Source organism: Agrococcus sp. Ld7 (assembly GCF_045064095.1).
Classification (GTDB): Bacteria; Actinomycetota; Actinomycetes; order Actinomycetales; family Microbacteriaceae; genus Agrococcus.
In genome coordinates this window covers 161,103-185,649 of record NZ_JBISGY010000037.1, presented here as the reverse complement: position 1 = coordinate 185,649, position 24,547 = coordinate 161,103, and the positions used below count along the sequence as shown (strand labels likewise).

At 70.9% G+C, this 24,547-nt stretch carries 22 protein-coding genes; 9 read left to right on the top strand and 13 right to left on the bottom strand.

What is annotated here, in order from left to right; genetic code table 11:
- Positions 1–279: 279 nt before the first annotated feature.
- Positions 280–1,644 (bottom strand): pyridoxal phosphate-dependent decarboxylase family protein, encoded by a 1,365-nt coding sequence (locus ACJJVL_RS13310; protein WP_405219418.1) that lies wholly within the window; start codon positions 1,642–1,644, stop codon positions 280–282.
- A gap of 113 nt (positions 1,645–1,757) precedes the next feature.
- Here ACJJVL_RS13310 and pgm point away from each other — a divergent pair, with 113 nt between their 5' ends.
- On the top strand, positions 1,758–3,392 hold the full coding sequence (gene pgm / locus ACJJVL_RS13305; RefSeq protein WP_405219416.1) for a phosphoglucomutase (alpha-D-glucose-1,6-bisphosphate-dependent): 1,635 nt from the start codon (positions 1,758–1,760) through the stop codon (positions 3,390–3,392).
- A gap of 169 nt (positions 3,393–3,561) precedes the next feature.
- Here pgm and ACJJVL_RS13300 read toward each other — a convergent pair whose 3' ends face one another.
- The 4 genes from ACJJVL_RS13300 to ACJJVL_RS13285 all read right to left on the bottom strand — a co-directional run bounded on the left by ACJJVL_RS13300 (position 3,562) and on the right by ACJJVL_RS13285 (position 7,149).
- Positions 3,562–4,782: a CapA family protein gene (locus tag ACJJVL_RS13300; protein WP_405219414.1), complete on the bottom strand. Its 1,221-nt coding sequence runs from the start codon at positions 4,780–4,782 to the stop codon at positions 3,562–3,564.
- A complete protein-coding gene (locus ACJJVL_RS13295; protein WP_405219412.1) occupies positions 4,779–5,087 on the bottom strand; it encodes a hypothetical protein in 309 nt (102 codons plus the stop codon). Before ACJJVL_RS13295 ends, ACJJVL_RS13300 begins: the two co-directional genes overlap by 4 nt.
- Before the next feature lie 74 nt (positions 5,088–5,161).
- On the bottom strand, positions 5,162–6,367 hold the full coding sequence (locus ACJJVL_RS13290) for a CapA family protein (protein WP_405219410.1): 1,206 nt from the start codon (positions 6,365–6,367) through the stop codon (positions 5,162–5,164).
- Positions 6,364–7,149 carry a D-alanyl-D-alanine carboxypeptidase family protein gene (locus ACJJVL_RS13285; RefSeq protein WP_405219408.1) on the bottom strand — a complete coding sequence of 262 codons (786 nt, stop codon included), beginning with the start codon at positions 7,147–7,149 and terminating at the stop codon, positions 6,364–6,366. The genes ACJJVL_RS13290 and ACJJVL_RS13285 overlap by 4 nt, the downstream gene beginning before the upstream one ends.
- Positions 7,150–7,252: 103 nt before the next feature.
- Between ACJJVL_RS13285 and ACJJVL_RS13280 the strand changes: the two genes are divergently transcribed.
- Positions 7,253–9,028 carry an MDR family MFS transporter gene (locus tag ACJJVL_RS13280; RefSeq protein WP_405219406.1) on the top strand — a complete coding sequence of 592 codons (1,776 nt, stop codon included), beginning with the start codon at positions 7,253–7,255 and terminating at the stop codon, positions 9,026–9,028.
- 73 nt (positions 9,029–9,101) lie between these two features.
- Positions 9,102–9,296 carry a CsbD family protein gene (locus tag ACJJVL_RS13275; RefSeq protein ID WP_405219404.1) on the top strand — a complete coding sequence of 65 codons (195 nt, stop codon included), beginning with the start codon at positions 9,102–9,104 and terminating at the stop codon, positions 9,294–9,296.
- A gap of 50 nt (positions 9,297–9,346) precedes the next feature.
- Here the strand turns inward: ACJJVL_RS13275 and ACJJVL_RS13270 are convergent, their stop codons facing one another.
- On the bottom strand, positions 9,347–10,198 hold the full coding sequence (locus ACJJVL_RS13270) for an HpcH/HpaI aldolase/citrate lyase family protein (RefSeq protein WP_405219402.1): 852 nt from the start codon (positions 10,196–10,198) through the stop codon (positions 9,347–9,349).
- Between the two features lie 40 nt (positions 10,199–10,238).
- Between ACJJVL_RS13270 and ACJJVL_RS13265 the strand changes: the two genes are divergently transcribed.
- Together ACJJVL_RS13265 and ACJJVL_RS13260 are read left to right on the top strand one after the other, a co-directional pair.
- Positions 10,239–10,460 (top strand): hypothetical protein, encoded by a 222-nt coding sequence (locus ACJJVL_RS13265; protein ID WP_405219400.1) that lies wholly within the window; start codon positions 10,239–10,241, stop codon positions 10,458–10,460.
- Between the two features lie 42 nt (positions 10,461–10,502).
- The gene (locus ACJJVL_RS13260) at positions 10,503–10,727 is read left to right on the top strand and encodes a hypothetical protein (protein WP_405219398.1); all 225 of its coding nucleotides are present in this window, start codon (positions 10,503–10,505) and stop codon (positions 10,725–10,727) included.
- A gap of 15 nt (positions 10,728–10,742) precedes the next feature.
- Here the strand turns inward: ACJJVL_RS13260 and ACJJVL_RS13255 are convergent, their stop codons facing one another.
- The 7 genes from ACJJVL_RS13255 to ACJJVL_RS13225 form a co-directional block, all read right to left on the bottom strand.
- Positions 10,743–11,114 (bottom strand): RNA-binding S4 domain-containing protein, encoded by a 372-nt coding sequence (locus ACJJVL_RS13255; RefSeq protein WP_405219396.1) that lies wholly within the window; start codon positions 11,112–11,114, stop codon positions 10,743–10,745.
- Positions 11,111–13,141: a DNA helicase RecQ gene (gene recQ / locus ACJJVL_RS13250; protein WP_405219394.1), complete on the bottom strand. Its 2,031-nt coding sequence runs from the start codon at positions 13,139–13,141 to the stop codon at positions 11,111–11,113. The genes ACJJVL_RS13255 and recQ overlap by 4 nt, the downstream gene beginning before the upstream one ends.
- A 63-nt stretch (positions 13,142–13,204) precedes the next feature.
- Complete coding sequence (locus ACJJVL_RS13245; protein ID WP_405219392.1) at positions 13,205–13,963, bottom strand: SDR family oxidoreductase; 759 nt, start codon at positions 13,961–13,963, stop codon at positions 13,205–13,207.
- A 176-nt stretch (positions 13,964–14,139) separates the two neighbouring features.
- Positions 14,140–16,362, bottom strand: coding sequence for a DEAD/DEAH box helicase (locus ACJJVL_RS13240; RefSeq protein ID WP_405219390.1), 2,223 nt, complete (start codon positions 16,360–16,362; stop codon positions 14,140–14,142).
- 197 nt (positions 16,363–16,559) lie between these two features.
- The gene (locus ACJJVL_RS13235) at positions 16,560–17,570 is read right to left on the bottom strand and encodes a DUF2510 domain-containing protein (protein ID WP_405219388.1); all 1,011 of its coding nucleotides are present in this window, start codon (positions 17,568–17,570) and stop codon (positions 16,560–16,562) included.
- 113 nt (positions 17,571–17,683) lie between these two features.
- Positions 17,684–20,959 (bottom strand): efflux RND transporter permease subunit, encoded by a 3,276-nt coding sequence (locus ACJJVL_RS13230; RefSeq protein WP_405219386.1) that lies wholly within the window; start codon positions 20,957–20,959, stop codon positions 17,684–17,686.
- A 59-nt stretch (positions 20,960–21,018) separates the two neighbouring features.
- Entirely contained in the window at positions 21,019–21,759 is a 741-nt protein-coding gene (locus tag ACJJVL_RS13225) for a MerR family transcriptional regulator (protein WP_405219384.1), read from the bottom strand.
- A 90-nt stretch (positions 21,760–21,849) separates the two neighbouring features.
- On the opposite strand from ACJJVL_RS13225, the gene ACJJVL_RS13220 reads away from it, so the two are divergent.
- The 4 genes from ACJJVL_RS13220 to ACJJVL_RS13205 all read left to right on the top strand — a co-directional run bounded on the left by ACJJVL_RS13220 (position 21,850) and on the right by ACJJVL_RS13205 (position 24,500).
- Positions 21,850–22,242 (top strand): fluoride efflux transporter FluC, encoded by a 393-nt coding sequence (locus ACJJVL_RS13220; RefSeq protein ID WP_405219382.1) that lies wholly within the window; start codon positions 21,850–21,852, stop codon positions 22,240–22,242.
- Complete coding sequence (locus ACJJVL_RS13215; RefSeq protein WP_405219380.1) at positions 22,239–22,613, top strand: fluoride efflux transporter FluC; 375 nt, start codon at positions 22,239–22,241, stop codon at positions 22,611–22,613. The genes ACJJVL_RS13220 and ACJJVL_RS13215 overlap by 4 nt, the downstream gene beginning before the upstream one ends.
- Positions 22,614–22,757: 144 nt before the next feature.
- A complete protein-coding gene (locus ACJJVL_RS13210; RefSeq protein WP_405219379.1) occupies positions 22,758–22,964 on the top strand; it encodes a DUF3073 domain-containing protein in 207 nt (68 codons plus the stop codon).
- Between the two features lie 141 nt (positions 22,965–23,105).
- Entirely contained in the window at positions 23,106–24,500 is a 1,395-nt protein-coding gene (locus tag ACJJVL_RS13205) for an L-serine ammonia-lyase (protein WP_405219717.1), read from the top strand.
- Positions 24,501–24,547: the final 47 nt, after the last annotated feature.

Here is a 24,547-nt window from a genome sequence, read left to right as displayed (position 1 = left end):
CTGCCCCGTTGGCGGCAGGTGCGGGCTTGCGTTGTGCGATCGGGAGCCGGGCGCGACAGCTCGTGGGGCGGCCGGGCAGCGCAACCTCCGGCGCGCGATTCGCCGCACCCGCACAACGCAAGCTCTCGAGCGACAACCTGCGGCAGCAGACGTGTAGGACGGGGAGCGGCCCGGGTTCGGATGCGTGGGCTTGCGTTGTGTTCGAGGGGTCGGGCGAGGGGCGAGGGCGCCAGGGGGCGGGTCGGTTCGTCGAGCTTGCGTTGCGGTCGAGCGCGGCGGTCAGGCCGCGACGAGCGAGCGCAGTGCGGCGAGCGTCCGCTCGATGTCCTGCGGGGTCGTCGCCCACGATGACATCGCACACCGCAGCACCGCGCGCCCGCGCCACTCGGCGCCGGTGACCACCGCCGTGCCCTCGGACAGCACGGCAGCGCCGAGCGCTCGCGTCGCCTCGTCGGTCGCAAGCCGGAACATCACCTGCGTGAACACGACATCGTTCACGATCTCCACCCCGTCGATCGCGGCGAGACCCTCGGCCATCGCGAGCGCGTTCGCGTGCATCCGATCGATGAGTGCCGCGACGCCGGAGCTGCCGAGGCTGCGGACCGCTGCCCACGCCGGCACGCCCCTCGCGCGCCGGGAGAGCTCAGGGGTCACGTCCCAGGGGTCGAGGCCGGTGTAGACGAGGTAGTCGCCGCCGGTGCGGAACGCTGCGATCGAGTCGGCCGGGTCGCGCACGATCGCCATGCCGCAGTCGTAGGGCACGTTGAGGGTCTTGTGCGCATCCGTCGCCCACGAGTCGGCCGCGGCTGCGCCAGAGGTGAGATGCGCGAGCGCCGGGCTGGCGGCCGCCCAGAGCCCGAACGCACCGTCGACATGCGCCCATCCGCCATTGCGGTGCGCGATCGGGATGAGCGCGGCAAGATCGTCAAAGGCACCCGTGTGGACTTCACCTGCCTGCAGGCACACGATCAGCGGCCCCTCGCCGTGCTCCAAGCTGCGCTCCAGCGCGGCCGGGTCCACCCGGCCCTGATCGTCCGTGTCGACGACCGTGATCTCCGCGCGCCCGATGCCGAGGAACCGCGCTGCTCGATCGATCGTGCCGTGCCGGTCGGCCCCGACGACGAAGCGCATCGGCGGCGAGCCGCGCATGCCTCGATCGGCGAGGTCCCAGCCGGCGCGCGAGAGCACCGCGTGTCGCGCGGCGGCCAGGCAGGTGAAGTTCGCGAGCTGGCCGCCCGTGACGAAGCCGACGCTCGCAGTTTCGGGCAGCCCGAGCAGCTCGAGCATCCACTTCCCGGCGACGCGCTCGAGCGCCACCGTGGCCGGCGTGAGCATCGCCGAGCCGGAGTTCTGATCCCAGGCCGAGACGAGCCAGTCGGCAGCCAGCGCCGCCGGCAGCGTGCCACCGATCACAAAGCCGAAGAAGCGGCCACCCGGGATGCCGACCAGGCCCGGGCCCGCATCGTTCGCGAGCTGCTCGACCACTGCCGACGCCTCGACTCCCTCCTGCGGCAGCGGACCGCCGAAGGTCGCGAGCATGTCGTCGAGCGATGCTCGCGACCAGACGGGCCGCTCATCCAGCGTGGCGAGGAAGGCCGTCGCTGCGCGGTGCGCGGCGTTCAGCGCCCTGCCGCGCTCGTCCATGCCTCGCATGCTGACACGCACGGGAGCGCGCGGCAATGGGGCACTTCTGGCTCGCGGCGCTCCGCTGCGAGCTCGCCGTCGCTGTCCCAGGGCCGCGGTGCTTGGATGGGGGCATGAGCAGAGCAGGTACCGTAGCCCAGCCCCAGGACCTCATCGATGTGCGCGCCCTCGAGCGCGCCTACTTCGAGCTCGTCCCCGACGTGACGAATCCCGACCAGGCGGTCGCGTTCGGCACCAGCGGACATCGCGGCAGCGCGTTCGACACGGCATTCAACGAGACGCACATCCTCGCGATCACGCAGGCGATCGTCGAGTACCGCGCCGCGCAGGGCGTGACAGGGCCACTCTTCATCGGCCGTGACACCCATGCGCTCTCGCTGCCCGCGGAGCGCACCGCGCTCGAGGTGCTGGTCGCCAACGGCGTGCGCGTGATGGCGGATGCCCGGGGTTCGGTCACGCCGACCCCGGCGGTCTCGCGCGCCATCCTCGACTACAACCAGCACGCATCCGATGATGACCGGGCGGACGGCATCGTCGTCACGCCCTCGCACAACCCGCCCCGCGACGGCGGCTTCAAGTACAACCCGCCGCACGGTGGCCCTGCGGACTCCGACGCGACGGGATGGATCGCGAAGCGAGCGAACGAGATCATCGCTGGCGGGCTCGCCGGGGTCGAGCGCGAATCCGTCGAGGGGTCGAGCGACAGCCGCATCGAGCTCTACGACTTCCGCGACGAGTACGTCAAGGCGCTCGGCCGCGTGATCGACTTCGAGGCGATCAAGGCCTCCGGCATCAGGATCGGCGCCGACCCGCTCGGCGGCGCCTCGGTCGAGTACTACGGGGCGATCGCCGAGCGCTACGGCATCGATCTGACGGTCACGAACCCGACGGTGGATGCCACCTGGTCGTTCATGACGCTGGACTGGGACGAGAAGATCCGCATGGACTGCTCAAGCCCCAACGCCATGGCCTCGGTGCTGGCGCGCAAGGACGAGTTCGACATCCTCACCGGCAACGACGCCGACGCGGACCGGCACGGCATCGTCACGCCCGACGGCGGGCTGATGAACCCCAACCACTTCCTCGCCGTCGCGATCGAGTACCTCTTCGCGCACCGTCCGAACTGGCGCACGGACGCGGCGATCGGCAAGACCCTCGTGTCGTCGTCGATGATCGACCGGGTCGCGGAGCGACTGGGCCGGCGGCTCTGGGAGGTGCCGGTGGGCTTCAAGTGGTTCGTGCCGGGACTGCTCGACGGCTCCGTCGGATTCGGCGGCGAGGAGAGCGCGGGAGCGTCGTTCCTGCAGCACGACAGCACCGTCTGGACGACCGACAAGGACGGCATCCTGCTGTGCCTGCTGGCTTCGGAGATCCGCGCGGTGACGGGCAAGTCGCCGTCGCAGCTCTACGGCGAGCTGACCGAGCGCTTCGGCGCGCCCGTGTACGAGCGGGTGGATGCGCCCGCGACGCGCGAGCAGAAGGCTCGGCTGGGCAAGCTCACCGGCGACGCCGTCGAGGCGACCGAGCTGGCGGGCGACCCGATCGTCGCGAAGCTCACCGAAGCACCGGGCAACGGCGCAGCGATCGGCGGGCTCAAGGTCGTGACGGAGCGCGCCTGGTTCGCTGCCCGCCCCTCCGGCACGGAGGACGTCTACAAGATCTACGCCGAGTCGTTCGCGGGCGCCGACCACCTGCGTCAGGTGCAGGCGGAGGCCAAGGCGATCGTCGACGCCGCGCTCGGCGGCTGACGGGCGGCTCTGCGCTCGGCAGCTGACGGGCCGCACTGCGCGCGGCCCAGCCAGCTCTCCGCGCTCCCTGCTCCGCGTTCCCCCGCCTCAGGCCGTCGGTCAACCGAGCCCTTGGTCCGGCAACCGGATTATCGCGTTGCCAGACCAGGCGCTCGGTCAACGGACGGGGTCAGGGAGCGAACGAGTCCGTGATGATGCGCACGTCGGGGCCCAGGGCATCGGCGACGAGCTGCATGCCTGACTCGACGGTCAGCTCATTGCGCCACGCGGAACGCGTGATCGGCTCGGCAGCATCGACCAGCGGATGCAGCTGCAGGTTGCGGCGGTTCACCCACTGCCTGTTGGTGAACTGCGCCGGTGTCAGGTCGAAGTGCATGTAGATCGGCACGGCCGCCGGGTCGACGACCTCGACCTCGCCGCCCGGCTCCCCCGAGAGATCGAACTGCGCGACCGCGCTCACGACCCGTGGGATCGCCATCTGCGTCGACACGGCGTTGCCGAGCGAGTAGTAGACGAACGCACGCGACCCGTCGGCGCGCTCCAGCCACTCGGCCGACTGCAGCACGTGCGGGTGCGTGCCGAGGATCACGTCGGCGCCCAGGTCGGCCAGCCGCTGCGCCTGCTCGCGCTGCCGTGCGTTGACGGTGCTCGAGTACTCGTCGCCCCAGTGCACCGCGACGATCGTGGCGTCAGCGGTCTCGACCGCTTCCGCCATCTGCTGCTCCACGAGCGGGTCGTCGAGCCAGGTCACCGCGTAGTCGTTCGTGGGGGTGTTCGAGAGATCGATGAAGTTCAGGAACGCGACCGTCAGCGCCTCGCCGCCCTCGCCAGCGACCTCGGTGGTCGGCACCTCGGCCTGCTCGTTCTCGGAGCGGAACGCGCCGTGGATGAGCAGCGGGTCGAGCTCGTCCCACACGGCGCGCGTGCGGTCGATGCCCTCCTGCCCGCGATCGAAGGTGTGGTTGTTGCCGAGCCCGATGGTGTTGCAGCCCGCGTCGGCGATGCCCTCGGCGAACTCGACCGGCGCATTGAACGCCGGGAAGTACGTGAGCCCAAGCTCGACGCCGGCGCTCGGGGCCTCCTGGTTGCAGTAGACGAGGTCGCTCTCCGCCCAGATCGGCCGAGCTGCGTCGAAGAACTGCCCGTAGTCGTACGAGCCGTCGGGCTGCAGCGCATCCGCCGTCACGGAGTCGTGCGGCAGGATGTCGCCCATGGCGCTCACCGAGACCGTCACCGGCTGCGGTTCGGCCGCGGGCGTCGCGGTGGCGGATGCGGCGGGCTCTGTGGCAGCCGGGGTTGCGGACGGCGCCGGGTCGAGCGTGCCCTGCTGGCATCCGGTCAGCAGCAGCGCGCCCACCGCCGCGGCGACGAAGAGCCGGCGACGCCTCACGATCCGCTCGCCATCAGGGCGTAGATGAGCACGAGGATGACGATGGCGCCGACCGTGACCGCCCAGTCGCTCCCGGAGCGCGGCGAGCCGCTGCTGCTCGACGAGCGGCGCGAGCCGGAGCTTCCCCAGCTCCAGCTGCGCGAACCACGCGAACCGCTGCGTCCTGCACTGCCGAAGGATCCTCCGCCGCCGGAGCGCGAACCGCCGCCGAAGAAGCTGCGCGAACCGCCGCCGCTCCGGAATCCGCCGCCACCGCCGCGGAACTCGCCGCTGCTCTTGAACCCGCCGCCGCTCGCCTTTGCCATGCTCGCAGGGTACCGACGTCTGGCCGAGACGCGCGCTGCGGCCACGCTGCGATCAGCGGTCGATCAGCGGTCGATCAGCGGTCGATCACCCTGACCTCCGGACCGAGCGTCTCAGCGATCACCGCACGCTGCGCCTCGGCAGTCGTCTCCCATGCCGAGCGGGTGAGCGGTTCGGCGGCGTCCTCCAGCAGGTAGAGCCGAGGGTTCGACCGGGTCGACAGGGTGCCGGCGCGTCGATCGGCGACCGTCCAGTCGAAGTGCATGTAGATCGGGATCGCGCGCGGATCGCGGATCTCGATCCCGTCCGCATCCCGCACGATGTCGAAGCGACCGATCGCGCTGAACACCCGCGGCACGTCGATCTGCGACGACAGGCCGTTGCCGAGCGAGTACCAGACCAGCGTGCGCCCCGCGGCGCTCTCCACCCACTCAACGGGCTCGAGCACATGCGGGTGGGCGCCGAGGATGACGTCGGCGCCCAGCGAGGACAGCCACTCCGCCGCCGACCGCTGCGACGGGTGCACCGTCGGCGAGTACTCGACCCCCCAGTGCGCCGCGACGATCACCACGTCGGCCTGCGCGGTCGCGGTGGCCATCAGCTGCTCGACCGTCGCGCGATCGGAGAGCATCGTCAGGCTCGCGGCGGGACCGGCGATGTTCGTCAGCGCCGTGGCCGAGACGAACGCGATGCGGATGCCGTCGACCTCCGTGATCGCGGGCTGCAGCTGCTCCTGGGCGGAGCGCGCCGTGCCGTGCCAGGTGACCGGCAGCGCATCGAGCACGTCCGCGGTGATCTCGAGCCCGCGCACGCCGGCGTCGAGCGCGTGGTTGTTCGCGGTGCTGAAAGTGGTGCACCCCGAGGCCGCCAGGTCGGCGGCGAACGCTGCTGGCGCGTTGAACGCCGGGTACGCACTCACACCCAGCTCGTCGCCGGCGACCGGCGCCTCGAGGTTGCACGCGACCATCCCCGAGGTCTCGAGCACGGGCGTGATGTCCTCGAAGTAGCGCGTGAAGTCCCAGCCGTCGGCGGTCTGCGCCCCATCCAGGATCGTCTGGTGCGGCAGCATGTCGCCGAGCGCCGACACCTCGACGACGGTCTCGTCGTTCGACGCGGTCGGCTGGGGTTCGGGCGTCATCGTCTCGGCCGAGGCGGAGGTATCGGGCTCGGCCGACGGGGTCGGCTCTGCCGCCGTGCCCGTGCCCGTGCATCCGGCGATCGCGACGAGCGCCGCCGCGGCCAGCCCTGTCGCGCGCAGCCGCCAGGTGCCGTCGCGGCTCACGAGGCGTACCCCGGTGCGGGCTCGAGGCCGAAGAACTCCTCCAGCGTGCCGATGCCCTGCTCGTGCATCGCGGTCGTCACCTCGGTGCCCACGAAGCGCAGGTGCCACGGCTCCCAGGCGTAGCCGGTCACGGCATCCGCGCCCTGCGGGTACCGCACGACGAAGCCGAACTCCCACGCGTGCTCGGCGATCCAGATCCCCGCATCGGTCGCGCCGAAGCAGTGGTCGAGGCGGCACTCCCGCGCGGTCGACTGCAGGTCGATCGCGAGCCCCGTCTGATGCTCCGAGTAGCCCGGCCGTGCGCTCGTGGTGTCGGCCGCCTGCTGCCCGTAGCTGCTGATCGCGTTCTGGTAGTACTGCGCCTGCAGCTCGTAGGAGCGGTACGACGAGGTGACGAAGGTGCCCTCGCCGATCGCGGCCCGCATCGCCGCGTCCATGCGGGTCAGTGCGGCGTCGAGCTCGGGCCGCACCACCTCGGCGCCCTCCTCGTTCTCGGTCGACACCGGCACGAGCTCCGGCGCGAACGCAGCCGGGTCCATGGGCCGCAGCTTGTTCACGATCACCTGCAGGCTGGCTGCCGAGTCGACGTCCCACAGCGTGCTCGGCGAGGGCGAAGGCGAAGGCGAGGGCTCCGCGGCGGGGCTGGGCACGGCTGACGGCGCATCGGCGGCTGCCGAGGCGGATGGCGACGGCTGCTCGCTGGCCGTCGGGTCGGGCGTCGCGGCTTGCGCGCATCCGCTCACCAGGAGCGCCGCGAGCATGATCGTCAGCACCTTCCGCACGGAGCCATCGTCGCACGATGCGCACGGATGGCCGAAGCATGGCATACTGGCTGAGCCCTAAACCGTTCGTCGGGCTAACGACTTCGAAGAAACAGGACCATTCATGCCTCAGCGCGACCAGCGCTCGAGCGACGCCGATGCGGCGCCCGCCCCCTTGATGACCAAACGCCAGATCACGCTCGTGCTCGTCGGCCTCATGATCGCGATGTTCCTGTCGTCGATCTCGCAGACCGTCGTCGGCACCTCGATGCGCACCATCGCCGACGACCTCAAGGGCCTCGAGCTGCAGGTCTGGGTGGTGACGGCGTTCCTGATCGTCTCGACCATCGTGACGCCCATCTACGGCAAGCTCAGCGACATCTTCGGTCGCAGACCGCTGTTCCTGATCGCGATCGTCCTGTTCCTGGTCGGCTCGATTGCCTGCTCGTTCTCGCAGGACATGGTGCAGCTCGCGGCGTTCCGGGCGCTGCAGGGCCTGGGAGCCGGCGGCCTCATGTCGCTGCCGATGACGATTATCGCCGACGTGCTCAATCCGCGTGAGCGCGCGAAGTACCAGGGGTACTTCCTCGCCGTCTTCGGCGTCTCCTCGATCCTCGGCCCGCTCATCGGCGGCGTGCTCGCTGGCACCGACGAGATCCTCTTCCTCGAGGGGTGGCGCTGGGTCTTCCTGTTCAACCTGCCCATCGGCATCGCCGCCGTGTGGATGGTCTTCCACTACCTGCACCTGCCCGCGCATCACGAGCGCGTGAAGATCGACTGGTGGGGCGCCGCCCTGCTCGTCATGGGTGTCGTGCCGCTGCTGCTCGTCGCCGAGCAGGGCCGAGAGTGGGGATGGGGCTCCACCGCCGCCATCGCCTGCTACGCGGTCGGCGCACTCGGCATCGCGCTGTTCATCATCGTCGAGTCGCGCATGGGCGACGCCGCGCTGATCCCGCTGCACCTGTTCCGCAGCAGCACCTTCTCGATGGCCACGCTGCTGGGCGTCCTCACGGGCTTCGGCATGTTCGCCGCGATGATGATGATCCCGTTCGTGCTGCAGATCGTCCACGGCATGAACCCCACAGAGGCGGGCTTCGCGACCCTGCCCATGATCCTCGGCCTCATGATCGCGTCGATCGGCTCCGGCCAGATCATCGGCCGCACCGGCCGCTACCGCCTCTTCCCGGTCATCGGTTTCGGCGTCATGGCGGTCGGGTACGGCGTGCTCGTGACGCTGCAGTTCGACAGCCCGCTGTGGACGCTGCTGCTCGCACAGCTCTTCATCGGGCTCGGCCTCGGCCAGCTCATGCAGACGCTGACCATCGCCTCGCAGAACGCGGTGCGCGCGAAGGACCTGGGTGTCGCGACCAGCGCGGCCACCTTCTTCCGGCAGCTGGGAGGCACCACAGGCGTCGCCGTCGCCTTCTCGCTGCTCTACGCCCGCCTGCCGCAGACGCTGGAGGATGCGTTCGGGCGCCGCGACCTGCGGGCGCAGCTCGAGGCTGCCGCGCAGGATCCGCAGGTGGTCGCCGATCCCGACAACGCGCGGATCCTCGACGTGCTGCAGCAGCCGCAGCAGATCGGCAGCGCCCTCAACAACGACTCCTCCTTCCTCAACACCGCGGACCCGCGGCTCGCCGCGCCGTTCCTCGATGGGTTCAACACGGCTGCCACAGGGCCGTTCTGGGTCGGCCTCGCCGCCGTCGCGGTGGCCTTCGTGCTCGCGATCTTCTTCAAGGCTCCCCCGCTGCGCCAGAAGTCGGCGATGGAGGAGGCGCTCGACGATCGAGCTCGCGTTGCGCAGCTGAAGGCGGATGCGTCCACGCCGGGCACCTACGGGCCCCCGGTGACGACAGCGCCGATTCCCGTCGTCGACGCGCGGGGGCCGCGTCGGCGGTGATGGAGCGTCCTCCCAGGCTGCGCTCCTAGGTTGTACCCCGGAGCAATCGCTCCCAACGATCAAGGAGGTTCACATGGGTCTCGATGACAAGATCTCGAACGCAGCCAAGGATGCCGTCGGCAAGGCCAAGGAAGGCCTCGGCGACGCCACCGACAACGAGAGCATGGAGGCGGAGGGTCACAAGGACCAGACCGTCGCCAACGCGAACCAGGCGGGCGAGCACGTCAAGGACGCCGGCAACGACGTCAAGGACACGTTCAACCACTGACGCGTCACGACGATGGCGGGGCGCTCCGGCGCCCCGCCATCGTCATGCCGTCAGTAGTTGAGGCTGTCGAGCGTTGCTTCGTCGACCTCGATGCCGAAGTCACGCGCCTGCGTCTGGATCTTCTGCGCGCGAGCGAGGCGGGGCAGGTCGCTGCCGTCGGTGATCTTGCCGCCCGATTCCTCGAAGGCACGCACGAAGGCGTGCGCCCACGCCACGTCCTCCTCGCTGGGTGCAAGCCCGGCGTTGATGGTCGCAGCCTGCGTGTGCGTGAGGCACAGCTTGCCCGACATGCCCATCTCCTTCGACAGTCGCGTGCCCTCGACGAGCGCATCGGCCGACAGCGTCGGTCCGTCGATGGGCGCCGGCAGCCGCGCGGCCCGCGACGCGATCACAAGCTGCGAGCGGGCGTAGGCGAGCGCGATCGGGTCATCGCCCGTCGCGGTGTCGCGCTTGAAGTCGCCCGTGCCGAACGCGAGGCGGAACGTCGAGGGCGCCGATGCGATCCGCTCGACGTGGAGCACGCCTCGCGCGGTCTCGACGAGCGCGAGGATCGGCATGCCCTCCGGCAGCCGGTCGGCGGTGTCGTCGACGTGGCTGGCCGACTCGGTCTTCGCGAGCATCACGCCCTCGAGGCCGGGAGCGTCCTTGAGGTCTGCGAGATCCGTGCTCCAGAACTCGCTCGCCGCATCGTTGATGCGCACCCACGCCCGGTGGCCGCTGGAGAGCCACGCGACGGTGTCGGCACGCGCCTGCACCTTGTCCTTCGCCGCCACAGCATCCTCGATGTCGATGATGATCGCGTCGGCTTCGCTCTCCTGGGCGATCTCGAACAGCTCAGGTCTCGAGGCGGGCACGAGCAGCCATGAGCGGGCGATCAGGGGCGAGACGGCGGTTCGAGACACGCCCACCAGCCTAACCGGCGGCTCGGGCTACCATCGCGCCATGGCCTCCGGCATGCTCTCGATCCTGTTCATCGCAATGCTCGCGCTCGCGCTCGCGCTGATCGCCGGCGGCATCGTCATGCTCGTGGTGGGCCTGCGCAGGCGCGATGACTCCACATCGCGCCCCTTCCTGGCGCTGGGCGTCGGGCTGCTCGTGGTCGGCACGGTCATCCTCATGCCCTCGCTGCTGATGCTCGGCCGCATGTTCGTCGAGATGGGCTGAGCGGCACAGCCCATACGCAGTCTCGGCTGGTTCACTGCGCGCATGAGCACCGAGGTTGTGACGATCACGATGCTTCTCCTGCTGCTGGCAGCATCGACCGCGGCGCTCATCGGCGGCGTCGTGCTCGCCAGGAGCGCCAGCGGCACCCTCAGCACCGTCGGCTGGTGGATCGCGATCGTCGCGAGCCTGTTCGTGCTCGCGTTCGGGACCGTCGTGGTGATGGGCCTCGTCACCAGTGCCAGCCTCGGTCAGTGGCCCCTCGGCTAGCGATCCCTCGACGCGTCACTCCGACCGGCCGCGAAGCCGATCGATCTCGCGTCGCTCGCGGCTCGACGGGCGGCCCGCACCGCGCGGCCTGTGCGGCACCTGGGCTGCCTCGATCGCCGTCGGTCGGGGCGGCGAACGATCCTCGATCGCCTCCGCCGCCGCCGGCGCTGCCACCCGCTTCTTCAGCAGCTGCTTGACGATCACGATCCGATCGAACCCGTGGATGCGCACGCGCACCTCGTCGCCGAGGCGCACCTGCTGCGAGGCCTTCGCCGGCTGGCCGCCGACCTTCACATGCCCGCCCCTGCACGCCTCGGTCGCGCCGGCGCGCGTCTTCACGAGTCGCACCGCCCAGATCCAGACGTCGAGACGCACGCGGTCGCTCATGTCGTTGCCAGCACCTCCAGCACCGATTCGCCGTAGCGCTCGAGCTTCGCTTCACCCACGCCGGAGATGGTCGACAGCTCGACCATGGTCGCGGGCTTCCGCTCGGCGATCGCGGCGAGCGTCCTGTCGTTGAAGACGACGTACGCCGGCACCGCCTGCTCCTTCGCGGTGCTCGCACGCCAGGAGCGCAGCGCCTGGAAGATGCCCTGCTGCGCATCGTCGAGCTGCAGCGTCGACGCGGAGCGCTTCGCGACCTTCGCGGGCGCCTTCGTCTCGTGGCGCAGCCGCACCTCGCGCTCGCCGGCGAGCACCGATGCAGATGCCTCCGTCATCGCGAGCACGCCGTACTCGCCCTGCACCTGCAGCATTCCCTGCGCGAGCAGCTGCCGCACGATCCCCCGCCACTGCGTGGCCGGCAGGTCGGTGCCGATGCCGTAGGTGGCGAGCTGGTCATGTCCGAAGCGGCGGATGCGCTCCGTGTCGGCGCCCGTGAGGATGTCGACCAGGTGGCCTGCGCCGTAGGCCTGCCGCCGCTCGCGCTGCAGCCGCACGATCGTGGAGAGCATCTTCTGCGCCGGCACGGTGCCGTCGTAGGAGTCGGGCGGCGTGAGGCACGTGTCGCAGTTGCCGCAGGGCGAGCTCGGCTCGCCGAAGTAGGCGAGCAGCTGCACGCGGCGGCATTCGACCGTCTCGCAGAGCGCGAGCATCGCATCGAGGTGCATCGTCTGGTTGCGCTTGCGCTGCGCATCGCCGACGCCCTCGGAGATCATCCGGCGCTGCTGCACCACATCCTGCAGGCCGTACGCGAGCCAGGCGGTGGATGCCTCTCCGTCGCGGCCGGCGCGGCCGGTCTCCTGGTAGTAGCCCTCGACCGATTTCGGCAAATCGAGGTGCGCGACGAAGCGCACGTCGGGCTTGTCGATGCCCATGCCGAAGGCGATCGTCGCAACCATGACGACGCCGTCCTCGCGCAGGAAGCGCTGCTGGTTCGCGCCGCGGACGCCGGCGTCGAGGCCCGCGTGGTACGGCAGCGCATCGATGCCCTGGGTGCGCAGCCACTCGGCGGTCGACTCGACCGACTTGCGCGAGAGGCAGTAGACGATGCCCGTCGCGCCCGGGTGCTCGTCGCGGATGATGCGCAGCAGCTGCGCCTTCGCATCCTGCTTCGGCGCGATGCGGTACTGGATGTTGGGGCGGTCGAAGCTCGACACGTACACCTGCGCATCCTGCAGGCCCAGGCGCTCGACGATCTCGGCGCGCGTCTCGACGGTGGCGGTGGCGGTGAGCGCGACGCGCGGCACCTCCGGCCAGCGCTCCCCCAGCACCGACAGCTGCAGGTAGTCGGGGCGGAAGTCGTGGCCCCACTGGCTCACGCAGTGCGCCTCATCGATCGCGAACAGCGCGATCGGGGCCGCGTCGAGCAGGCTCTGCGCGACCGGCAGCCGCTCGGGCGCCAGGTAGAGCATGTCGAGCTCGCCCGCGAGCAGTCGTCGCTCCACATCGCGGCGCTCGTCGATCGACTGGGTGGAGTTCAGGTAGGCCGCACGGACACCGAGCTGCTCGAGCGCATCGACCTGGTCGTGCATGAGGGCGATGAGCGGGCTGATGACCACGCCGGTGCCCTCGCGCACGAGCGACGGGATCTGGTAGCAGAGGCTCTTGCCGCCGCCAGTGGGCATGAGCACGACAGCATCGCGCCCGGCGACCACGTCGTCGATGATCGCGGCCTGCTGGTCGCGGAACGCGTCGTAGCCCCACACGCGGGTGAGCGCCTCGAGCGGGCTCGCAGCCTTGGCGGATGCGGCAACCCCCGGCGATCGCGCGGGCGCCGAGCGCTGGCCGGTGCGGACGCCGGAGGACCCGGCCGAGGGGGACGCCGTCGGCGCGTCGATGTCGGCCGGCGGCATCCACCCGTCGTCCGGTGCATCCCACGAGTCCCACGGCTCGGGTGCGTCGTCGTCGCTGGGCGGAGCCCACTCATCGTGCTTCGCGTCCGTCACGAATCCCCCTTCGCGGCCGTCAACCATCCAGCCTAGGTGGCACCGGTGACGCGCCGCGCCGCACGAGCCCGAGCTGTGGGGTGCCGTGGATCAGCGTCGGCGCGAGAGCCATTCCTCGAACGTGATCGTGCCCTTGTGCTGCTCTGTGAAGTTCGCACCGGAGCGCATGTAGTCGAGCACGGACGGCGGGAACGGACCATTGACGATGATCCCGCGGGCGCCGGTCGCCGCCTGCCAGGCCTTCGCCAGATCGCGCGAGAGCCGCACGTGCGGACCGGCGATCTCGACGAAGCGCTTGCCGCTCGGGTCGAGCGCCTCGTCGGCGCACAGCTCGGCGACCTCGCTGACCGCCACCGGCTGCATCCGGCCGCCGAGCACGACCGGGATGGCGCCGAGTGCCGATCCCGCCTCGAACTGGTCGACCGACCATTCGTGGAACTGCGCGGCGCGCACGATCGAGGTGTCGATCGCGGAGTTCAGGTAGGTGAGCTCCTGCTCGTGCTTGCGACGGTGGTACGAGAGCTTCGATCGCTCGACGCCGAGGATCGAGAGCACCACCGCGCGCTGCACACCGGCACGCTCGGCTGCGTGCACGATGTTGCGAGCCCCGATCGTGAAGGGCTTCGGATCGATGGGGTTGCGCGAATTGCACGCGTCGACGATCACCTCGGCGCCCTCGAGCGCGGCGTCGAGCCCCTCCCCCGAGACGATGTCGGCCTTCACACCGGAGGCGCCTGCGATGGCCTTCCCGGAGCGCGACAGGGGATGCACGTCGGCATTGCGTCTCGCGAGCGCTCGCACGATGGCTGAGCCCGAGTTCCCTGTTCCGCCGATCACGACGATGCGCATGGCTCCAACGCTACGCCAGCCTCAGCACAACGCAAGCCCGCCCAGGCGACCGCGCCGGAGCCGGCCCGGATCGTTCGGATCCGGGCCGGTTCCGGGTGCGCGGGCTTGCGTTGTGCAGGGGCCTCGCCGGCGGGCGGCGGGCTTGCGTTGTGCAGGGGTCGCGCGGGCGGGCGGCGTCAGCGGGCGTCGACGGCGCCGGCCGATTCCAGCTCGGGTGCTACGGATGCTGCCGGCGGTGCCGTGAGCGTGTCGAGCAGGTCGTCACCGGGGCGCACGGGGATCATCGGCGCCTCGATCTCGGCGCGGTCCAGCAGCTGCTGGGTTCGCTTGCGGCGCGCCGGGGCGATCACGGTGACGACGCGACCATCGTGGCCCGCGCGGCCCGTGCGGCCGGCCCGGTGCATGTACGTCTTGTACTCGTCCGGCGGATCGGCCTGCACGACGAGCGCGATGTCGTCGATGTGGATGCCGCGGGCTGCGACATCCGTCGCGACCAGCACGTCGACCTTGCCCCGCTTGAACTTCTCGAGCGAGCGGGTGCGCTTGGCCTGCGTGAGGTCGCCGTGCAGGCTGACCGCCGCAATGCCTGCGTCGCTGAACTGCTCGGCGAGCCGCTCGGCGTAGGCGCGCGTGCGGGTGAAGACGAGGACGCGCCCCGGGTTCTGCACCATCTGCTCGAGCACCGCATCCTTGTCGTAGCGGTCGGTGACGAGGATCTGGTGGTCGATCGTCGAGGTCGACTGCTCCTCGCCCGCCACCTCGTGCACGGCCGGCTCCGGCAGGAACTCCTTGACGATGGTCTGCACCTCTGCGTCGAGCGTCGCCGAGAAGAGCAGCTTCTGGCTGCCCGGCTTGGTGCGACGGAGGATGCGCTGCACGGGCTCGAGGAATCCGAGCTCGCACATGTGGTCGGCCTCGTCGACCACCGCGATCTCGACGGCGCCCAGGTTGAGCCTGCGCTGCTCGACGAGATCCTCGATGCGGCCTGGGGTGCCGATCACGATGTCGACGCCGCGACGCAGCGCCTCGACCTGGCGATCCTGCTTGACGCCGCCCACGATGACGGTCGTGAACACGCCCACCTCGCGGCCGAGCGTCATGATCGTGTGGTTGAGCTGCTGGGCGAGCTCGCGCGTGGGAGCCAGCACGAGCGCGCGCGGCGCCCGTCCGAGCTCGCGACGCTCGGAGCGGCCGCGCAGCAGCATCTCGACGATCGGCGCGCCGAAGGCGATGCTCTTGCCGGATCCGGTGCGGCCGCGGCCGAGCACGTCGCGGCCCGCCATCACATCCGGGATCGTGGCTGCCTGGATCGGGAACGGGGAGGTCGCGCCCATCCCGGTCAGCGCACGGGAGATGCTGTCGCCGATGCCGAGGTCGGCGAACGAGACGCCCTCGACGTCCTCGGCGCGGATCGAGGTCGCCTCGAGGCGCTCGAGCACGACGTCGTCCTTCGGCTGGAAGGGGTTCGATTCCTTCGACGGGTAGTAGGTGCTGTCGCGGCGCGGCTGCTCGTCGAAGCGGTCGCGGCGCGGGGCGCGGTCGTCGCGGCGCGGGGCGCGGTCGTCGCGGCGGGGGCGGTCATCGAAGCGACGCTCGCCGCGGTCCTCGCGGCGGGGGCGATCGTCGAAGCGACGCTCACCGCGGTCGTCACGGCGGGGCGCGCGGTCGTCGCGCTTCGGGCCGCGGTCGTCGAAGCGACGCTGACCCTGCTCGCGGCGATCGCCGAAGCTGCGGTCGCGGTCATCGCGGCGGGGGCGGTCGTCGAAGCGACGCTCGCCGCGGTCATCGCGGCGCGGTGCGCGGTCGTCGCGCTTCGGGCGGTCGTCGAAGCGGCGCCCGCCGCGGTCATCACCGCGGGGGCGGTCGTCGAAGCGCCGCTCACCGCGATCGTCACGGCGGGGCGCGCGGTCATCGCGGCGCGGACGGTCGTCGAAGCGCCACTCGCCCTGCTCGCGACGGTCGCCGAAGCCGCGGTCATCGCGGCGCGGTGCGCGATCGTCGAAGCGACGATCGCCGCGCCGCGATGCTGCGGCGCCTGCGCCGCGTCCCCGCTGCTCGTCACGGGCACGATCGAAGCCACGGGGGCGCTCGCCGCGATGCAGGCGGTCGTCACCCTGCTGATCGCGGCCGCCCTGGGCGCCGCCGCGAGTGCGGAACGAGGGGCCACCGCGGTGGGAGTTGCGCTCCTCGGGCGGCGTCCAGTTCGGGCGACCGGCGCTGGGGCGGCCGCCCGTGCGGGCGCCGCCATCGCGGCGATCGCGATCGTCGCGGTTCCAGCGGCCCTTCGACGGCTGCTCCTCGCGGAAGCCGCGGTGCCCCTTGCTGCGGGAGCCGGGTCGATCGGCGTCTCGGTCGTTCGGTCGTCGGGCGCCCGTGGGGCGCGAGTCGTTCCGTGCCATTGCTCGTCTTCTCTGTGCGCGCGGGAGTGAACATCGCGCAGGTCGTGCCGCAGTCATCGCGGGCATCGTGGTCAACCGCGAGGATGCTCGCGGGAATCCGGCCGCGGAGACACTCCATTGCAACGCACACGCGTTCGTCCCGAGCCGACCTCCCCACTGTACGGCACGACCGTCGCTCGCGACAGGGGCAACCCTCGTCAGCCCGGCTGGTCGGTGCCTCGCACTCCGCCGCGCATGATCGATGCGGTCCACTGCCGGCCGTCGAACCAGCGCACATCCGCCCGCCGGAAGGGATCCGGGTACCAGTTCGCCTGCGGCTGCCCCGGGCTCGCCGGCAGCCCGACCGGGAGCGGCGCGTCGCTCGGCTGCAGGGCACCTGGCGGTCGCTGCTGGGCCTGCCAGGCATCGTAGACACGTCGCTGCGCCTCGGCTGCCTGCTGCTCGAGTCGATGGAACTCCGCTGGCGTGGGGATCGACGGAGGCTGATCGCCGCCCGCCCGCTCGCGGATTCGGCCGTCGTGCTCGGCCCGCTCCGATCGCTGTCCGAAGGACGGCGCCGGCGGTGGCTGCCCTCCGGAACGCGACGTCGGCGCCGATGCACGGATCGGGTCGACGCGGGCGCCCTGCTCGTGCCCGAAGGATGACGGCTGCAGCGGCACCGCACCGGTGGATCCCGGCGTGGGCCCGATGGGTGGGGTCGGCGAATCCAGGCGTCCGAGCACGGGGCTGACGACGCGCACGCCTTCCGCTGGCTGCGACTCGCGCTGCCCCTGCGGCTGCTCTGGCGCCTGCGACTGCTGCGGGTGCCGCGGCTGCGAGGACTGCCCTGGGCCCTTCCACGGCATCGGCTGCGTCGGCTGCTGCAGCGCGCGAGCGTCGCGTGCCGCGTAGTAGTGCATGGTCGCATCCGCCGGCCACTGCCCGTCGATGCGCAGCAGCGAGCGCCCGCCCGGCTGCACCGGCGGCACGAAGGTGAGGCGCGTGCCCGTGCCTGCCGGGGCCCGCACGGTGATGGTGGCCCCCTCGACCTGGCCGTTCGAGCGCGTCACGTAGACGGTGATGGGAAGGTCTCCCGCAGGCACGTGGAGCGTGATGTCGCCCCAGTCGAGCGAAGCCCTCATGCCCGAGATGTCGAGGGTCGGCGGTTGCCGATAGGCGCTCAGGTCACCATCGTGCAGCGCGGAGTGGATGATCAGGAAGCTCGGCACCGGCGGGCTCCTCCCTCTCCTTGGCGAACGGGGCGAACCGGCACTCGGTCGATGAGCTGCCGTGAACGGGGATCATTCAACCAACGCCAGCCAGGGATCGGCTGGGAACGCCGTCAGCGTCCGCCCGCCGCTGCGAGCTCGCCCCGACGCTCTGCACGAGTGCCCGTGCCGCGCTGCACGCGGCGCCGCTCGATCGCGCCCTCCACGAGCAGGTAGAGCACGGGCAGCACGATGAGCGTCAGCAGCGTCGACGAGATGAGCCCGCCGATCACAACGATCGCGAGCGGCTGCGAGATGAACCCGCCCTGGCCCGTGATGCCGGCCGCCATCGGGATCAGCGCGAAGATCGTCGCCGCCGCCGTCATGAGGATGGGTCGCAGGCGCCGCTCGGCACCCTCGAGGAGCGCGTCGCGCACGGAGCGTCCGCGGTCGCGGTACTGGTTGACGAGATCGATGAGGACGATCGCGTTGGTCACCACGATGCCGATCAGCATCAGCACGCCGACCATGGAGGCGACGCCGAGCGGCACCCCGGTGATGAGCTGCATCGCGATCGCGCCGGTCGCGGCGAACGGCACGGAGACCAGCAGCAGGAACGGCTGCAGCAGGCTCTTGAACGTCGCGACCATGACCACGTAGACGAGCAGGATCGCGACGAGTGCGGCGATGCCGAGCTGCGTGAAGGCCTCCGTGATCTGGGTGGCGGCGCCGCCGATCTGGGCGGTCGCACCATCGTCGAGCGCGAGCGCGTCGAGCTCGCTCTGCACGCGGGCGGAGAGGCCGCCGACGTCCGCGGCATCCGGGGTCACGGTGACCGTCGCCGTGCGGCTGCCGTCGCTCGTCGAGATCGAGACGGGGCCGGTGACTTCGGTGACCTCAGCAACATCCGACAGCGGCAGCGGACCGGTCGGCGTGGGCAGCTCGAGGTCGCGCAGCTCCTGCAGCGTGCCCGCGGGGGCGATCGCATCCAGGTAGATGCGCACGAGCGAACCATCGAGCTGGATGTCGCCGATGGGGGTCGGCTGCATGGCCTGCGCGACGAGCCCCGAGACTGCCGCCTCGCTCAGGCCCAGGCTCGCGGTGAGCTCGCGGTCGACCGCGACCTGCACGAGCGGCTGGGCGCCGGCGAGCGAGTCGGTGACCTGCGCGACGCCCTCGATCCCCTGCACGGCGTCGGCGACGGATGCGGTGGCCGCCTCGACGACGTCGGGCGTCGGACCCTGGACCTCGATGGTGATGTCGCTGCCGCCGAGGCCGCCCGACCCGCCGATCGTGACCTCGCCGGGCGCCGCCTCGCCGAGCTCGAGGATGCGGGCCCGCAGCGCCTCCATGTCGGTGCCGTCGACCGCGATGACGCCGTAGCGGATCGAGCTGCCGCCCCCTCCGCCGCCGGTGAAGGCTGCGAACGGGCTGCCGCCCGAGACGGTCGCGGAGACCGTCTCGATGCCGTCGACCCGCTCGAGCTGCGCGGAGAGCTCCTCTGCGGCCTCGAGCTGCGTGTCGAGCGATGCGCCCGGCTCGAGCTCCTGCGAGAGCTGCACGGTGGTCTGGCCGTCGTCGCCCAGGAAGTTCGTGGCCATGAGCGGCACGGCGGCGGCGCTCGCGCCGAGCACCACGACGGCGCCGACGAGCACGAGCCACGGCTTGCGCAGTGTCGCGAGCAGCACCGGCCGGTACGCGCGGCGCAGGCGATCCGGTCGCTCCTCGAGCGCGGCGTCGCGAGGCGCGGGCACCGCCGAGCCACGATCTCGTCGCTCGTCCGAGCGCACCGTCGACGCGAGCGCTGGCACCGAGTCGCGGGACTCGGGAGCTCGGGCGAGGCGGCGGCCGAAGAGGCCGCGGCGCACACGGGTCGGTGCAGCGAGCCGCTCGGGCTCTGCTGCAGCGGCGGCAGTCGCCTCGACCAGCTCCTTCGGCTGCTTCAGCAGCCAGGAGGCCAGCACGGGCACGATCGTGAGCGAGATCACGAGCGACGAGAGCAGCGCGATCGTGACGGTGAGCGCGAACGGGCGGAAGAGCTCGCCGGTGATGTCGCTGACGAACGCGAGCGGCAGGAAGACGATGACGGTCGAGATGGTCGACGCGGTGATGGCGCCCGCGACCTCCCGCACGGCATCCACGATCGCCTTCGCCTTCGAAGGCTCGAAGGACAGATGCCGCTTGATGTTCTCGATCACGACGATCGAATCGTCGACGACGCGGCCGATCGAGATGGTCAGGGCACCCAGCGTGAGCACGTTGAGCGAGAAGCCCGACCCCCACATGCCGATGAACGTCATGAGCACCGACATCGGGATCGAGATCGCCGTGACGATCGTCGAGCGCAGCGACCACAGGAAGACGAGGATCACGAGGACGGCGAACACGAGGCCCAGCACGCCCTCGACGGCGAGCGCCTCGATCGACTGCTCGATGTAGGGGGCCTGATCGAGGATCGTCGTGATCGTGACGTCGTCGCCCAGGTCGGCCTGGATCGCGGGCAGCAGCTCCTGCACGGCATGCGAGACGTCGACGGTGTTGGACGCCTGCGTCTTCGTGATCGAGAGGATGATCGCGGGCTCCCCGTCGACGAGTGCGATCGACGACACCGGATCCTCGGCGAGGGCCACGTCCGCGACCTCGCCAATGGTGGTCGCCGCATCGGTGCTGCCGCCGGTGAGGGGCAGCGAGGCGACATCCGCGACCGAGGCAAGCCGCGCGCCGATCTGCACGCTGAGCGTCTGCCCGTCGTCGTCGACCGTGCCGCCCGGCAGCAGCTGGCCGTGCTGGTCGATCGCATCGGAGATGCTCGCGCGCGAGAGCCCCAGTGCGGTGAGGGCGGCATCGTCCGGGCTGATCGTGATGCGCTGCCCGGGGGCGCCCTGCACCTGCACCGCGCGCACACCGTCGGTGCGCTCCAGCTGCGGCACGGCCACCGTCTCGATGCGATCGACGAGCGCTGCCGCATCGCCGCCACCCGTGATGGCGATCTGCAGCACCGGGAAGTCAGCGATCGAGCCCGTGAGCACCGTGGGCTCGGCGCCGTCGGGCAGCTGCGCGCCGATGCGGTTGACGGCCTGCTGCACGCGCTGCTCGGTGGTCGCCATGTTCACGCCGTAGGCGAATTCCGCGACCACGAGGCTCACGCCGGTCGACGATGTGCCCGTCGTGCCCTCGAGGCCGGGCACCGATTGCACGGCCGCCTCGATCGGGGCGGTGATATCGGCGCTCACGATCTCGGGGCTCGCGCCCGGCATCGTCGTCGAGACGACCACGGCGGGCAGTTCGAGCTCGGGCGTGAGCTCTGTCTTCAGGCTCGCGAGCGCGACCCCTCCGAAGATGGCGATGCAGATCGTGACAAGCGCGACCAGCGCCTTGTTCTTCATACTGGCGAGCGAGAGCAGATGCACCCGCACATCCAAGCATCACCGGATATGGGTGCGCTCTGCATCCGCCCCGGGCGGAGCGACTACTGCTGGCGCTCCGCGACGAACGCTCGGATGGCGTCGCGCACGAACGCCGCACCCTCGGTGCCGCCGTAGTTGGCGGCGAAGCGCGCATCGGCCACGTACATCTCGCCCAGCCCCGCGAACGCGTCGAGCTCGGGCGCTCGCTGCCAGCCATGCCCCACCCAGCGGTAGTGCCGCTCGACGAGCTCCTGCACCCGTGCGCCGTCGGGGCGCTCTCCCGCCGCCTGCGCCGCCGCATACCCGGCCGCGAGGTCGAGGTGCTCCTGCTGGAAGGCGCGCTTGTCGCCGTCGGAGATGCCTCCCCACCACTGCTGGCTCCGCTGCCACGCGTCAGCGCCCCAGCGCTCGGTCACTTCCTGCTCGTACCGACCCTGGTCGAATCCGTCGAGCGCTTCCTCTGCCGTCATGGCGGTTCCTCCCTCTCGTGCCCGCAGCGTCTGCTCGACGGCGCGGATCTGGCGCTGGATGCGGGTCGCCTCGCGCTCGAGGTCGACGAGGTGCGCCGTGAGCGCCTCCTCATCGGTCGCGCGCTCGAGGCTCTCGGCGATCGTGCCAATGCCGACGCCGAGCCCGCGCAGCAGCAGGATCCGCTGCAGGCGGACGAGGCTCGCCTCGTCGTACCAGCGCATCCCGCTCGCATCCGTGCGCGCGGGTCGAAGGATGCCGACGGCGTCGTAGTGCCGCAGCGTGCGGCTCGAGACTCCTGCCAGCTTCGCAATGCGCTGGATCGACCATTCCATGGGCACGACGCTAGGGGTTGACGCACCGTCAATGTCAAGGCCGATCGGCGTCTGGCGCCCGCCGCTCGGGCAGCGGCCTACGCTGGTCGGATGCTGCTGCGATCCGTGCTCGCCGTGCTCGTCGGTGGCGCGCTCGGCACTGCAGCACGGGCGCTGCTCCAGGAGGCCATCCCCGAGTGGTGGCTGCTGTTCGCGGTCAACGCGGTGGGCTCAGCACTGCTGGGCGTCTCGGTCGCGGCCCTCGCCGACGCGCCCGCATGGCTGCGGCATGGCATCGGAGCCGGCGTGCTGGGCGGATTCACGACCTTCAGCGCGGTGGCGCTCGCGAGCGTCTCGGCCTCGGCGAGCTCGGGCGGGTTCGCCACGATCATCCCGGCGCTGCCGGGCATGGCGCTCGCGGCCGGCATGCTCGCGCTGTGCATGCTGTCCGCGTGGCTCGGCCTCGCCCTCGGTCGCATGCTGACGAAGCGCAGGGCGGCATGACCGCCATCGAGCTGCTGGGCATCGCGATCGCGGGCGGGCTGGGCGCCGCGGCGCGCTTCCTCACCGGCGTGCTCGCGGGTGGATGGCCCGTGCGGGCCACGATCGCCGTGAACCTCGTCGCGAGCCTCCTCGCAGGGTTCTGCGTCAGCCTGCTGCCGCTCGACGCCACCTGGCGCGCCATCCTCGTCACCGGCTTCTGCGGCGGGCTCTCGACGTACTCGGCGTTCGCCACACAGGCGGTCGAGCAGCTCGAGCGGCGCCGGCGGGGCCACGGCCTCGCGACGATCGTCGTGACCGTGGTCGGTGGCGCGGCAGCCGCCGGCCTGGGCCTGCTGCTCGGCGCGGCGCTGGTGCCGGCGACCGCGATCTGAGCCATTCCGAGCGCTGTCCACATCCCAGGCCCCGACACAGCCGATCGACAGGCTCGATGGTATGATCGCAGTTGGACTTGTTAGAGGAAGTTCTCCCATCGTTCGTCAGTCATTGCACCGACGCCAGTAGCAAGGGGGTCCAGCATGGGTCGTGGTCGCCAGAAGGCAAAGCACACGAAGATCGCGCGTGAGCTGAAGTCGTACAGCCCGAACATCAACTACAACGCGCTGCAGTCGGAGCTCGGTGGAACCGCAGACGCTGCGGAGCTCGAGAAGTGGGCCGACTACGCAGAGGTCGAGTCCGACGACGACGACTACGCTGACGAGTACCAGACGGGCCGCAGCGCCTGAGCTGACACCATCGGCTCCGGGCGCTCTCCAGCGAAGGAGCTGATCGTGACCTCGCACGCCATCACCAACGGCAGGGCACAGGAGCCGACAGAGGTCGGCACCCACGCCACCGCAACCGCACCGGTCTTCGAGTCCCTCTCGGTGCTCGATCTGTTCAAGATCGGCATCGGTCCATCGTCCTCCCACACGGTCGGACCGATGCGGGCCGCGCTCGACTTCGTCGAGCAGCTGGAGGCGAGTGGCAGGTTCGACGCGACCGCGCGCCTGCGGGTCGACCTGCTCGGATCGTTGGGCGCGACAGGATCCGGGCACGGCACCGACACGGCCATCATGCTGGGCCTCTCGGGCCTTGCTCCCGACACCGTCGAGACGCCGCAGATCACGTCGACGCTCGAGGCGATCCGGGCAGCCGGGGAGCTCTCGCTCGGCGGACGCCTGACGGTGCCGTTCGACGAGGCGAAGGTGTTCGTGTTCCGGCCGCTCACGGTGCGTCGCGAGCACCCCAATGCGCTGCGCATCACCGCGTACGACGCGGCGGACGACACGATCGCGACGGCGGGCTACTACTCGATCGGCGGTGGCTTCGTGATGCGGCACGACGAGGGCGACGTGCTGTCGCCGGTGCCCGCGCCAGCGGCGCAGCTGCACGCGGTGCCGCATCCGTTCACGATGGGCGACGAGCTGGTGGCGCTCTGTCGCGAGACGGGGCTCTCGGTGCCGGAGCTGATGCTCGAGAACGAGTCGGCCTGGCGCTCCCGCGAGGAGACCATCGCACAGCTCGAGCGCATCTGGACCGTCATGCAGGAGTGCGTCACCAGCGGCATCCGGACACCCGGCATCCTGCCGGGAGGCCTCGACGTGAAACGGCGCTCGCTGGAATGGCACGAGAAGCTCGTCGAGCGCGATGCGACGCCCAAGCAGGGGCGCCCGGATCTGCTGGAGGGCATGGAGTGGGTCAACCTCTATGCGCTCGCCGTCAACGAGGAGAACGCGGCCGGCGCACGCGTCGTCACCGCGCCCACCAACGGCGCAGCCGGCATCATCCCCGCTGTCATGCACTACGCCGACCGGTTCGCCAACTGCGTCGAGGACGAGCTGTCTTGGCAGGTGCGGTTCCTGCTGGTGGCCGGCGCGATCGGGATCATCATCAAGTCGAACGCCTCGATCTCCGGCGCCGAGGTCGGATGCCAGGGCGAGGTGGGCTCCGCGTGCGCGATGGCGGCGGCCGGCTTCGCCTCGGTGCTCGGGGCGACGCCCGAGCAGATCGAGAATGCCGCCGAGATCGGCATCGAGCACAACCTCGGGCTCACGTGCGATCCGATCAAGGGCCTCGTGCAGATCCCGTGCATCGAGCGCAATGCGATGGCGAGCGTGAAGGCGATCAACGCCGCGCGCATGGCCCAGCAGGGCGACGGCACGCACTACGTCTCGCTCGACACCGCCGTCGAGACGATGCGCCGCACGGGCGCCGACATGAGCGACAAGTACAAGGAGACAGCGCTCGGCGGCCTCGCCGTGACCTACATCGAGTGCTGACCGCGGGTCATCCGCGCCGGAGACGACGAAGGGCCTGCCTCGCGGCA

Excerpts from the sequence above, each read along its gene's own strand:
- recQ (WP_405219394.1), bottom strand. The coding sequence starts at position 13,141 with ATGGTTGACGGCCGCGAAGGGGGATTCGTGACGGACGCGAAGCACGAT.
- ACJJVL_RS13255 (WP_405219396.1), bottom strand. The coding sequence starts at position 11,114 with ATGAGCGACCGCGTGCGTCTCGACGTCTGGATCTGGGCGGTGCGACTC.
- ACJJVL_RS13310 (WP_405219418.1), bottom strand. The coding sequence starts at position 1,644 with ATGGACGAGCGCGGCAGGGCGCTGAACGCCGCGCACCGCGCAGCGACG.
- ACJJVL_RS13280 (WP_405219406.1), top strand. The coding sequence starts at position 7,253 with ATGCCTCAGCGCGACCAGCGCTCGAGCGACGCCGATGCGGCGCCCGCC.
- pgm (WP_405219416.1), top strand. The coding sequence starts at position 1,758 with ATGAGCAGAGCAGGTACCGTAGCCCAGCCCCAGGACCTCATCGATGTG.
- ACJJVL_RS13295 (WP_405219412.1), bottom strand. The coding sequence starts at position 5,087 with ATGGCAAAGGCGAGCGGCGGCGGGTTCAAGAGCAGCGGCGAGTTCCGC.
- ACJJVL_RS13210 (WP_405219379.1), top strand. The coding sequence starts at position 22,758 with ATGGGTCGTGGTCGCCAGAAGGCAAAGCACACGAAGATCGCGCGTGAG.
- ACJJVL_RS13245 (WP_405219392.1), bottom strand. The coding sequence starts at position 13,963 with ATGCGCATCGTCGTGATCGGCGGAACAGGGAACTCGGGCTCAGCCATC.
- ACJJVL_RS13215 (WP_405219380.1), top strand. The coding sequence starts at position 22,239 with ATGACCGCCATCGAGCTGCTGGGCATCGCGATCGCGGGCGGGCTGGGC.
- ACJJVL_RS13220 (WP_405219382.1), top strand. The coding sequence starts at position 21,850 with ATGCTGCTGCGATCCGTGCTCGCCGTGCTCGTCGGTGGCGCGCTCGGC.
- ACJJVL_RS13225 (WP_405219384.1), bottom strand. The coding sequence starts at position 21,759 with ATGGAATGGTCGATCCAGCGCATTGCGAAGCTGGCAGGAGTCTCGAGC.
- ACJJVL_RS13265 (WP_405219400.1), top strand. The coding sequence starts at position 10,239 with ATGGCCTCCGGCATGCTCTCGATCCTGTTCATCGCAATGCTCGCGCTC.
- ACJJVL_RS13260 (WP_405219398.1), top strand. The coding sequence starts at position 10,503 with ATGAGCACCGAGGTTGTGACGATCACGATGCTTCTCCTGCTGCTGGCA.
- ACJJVL_RS13275 (WP_405219404.1), top strand. The coding sequence starts at position 9,102 with ATGGGTCTCGATGACAAGATCTCGAACGCAGCCAAGGATGCCGTCGGC.
- ACJJVL_RS13240 (WP_405219390.1), bottom strand. The coding sequence starts at position 16,362 with ATGGCACGGAACGACTCGCGCCCCACGGGCGCCCGACGACCGAACGAC.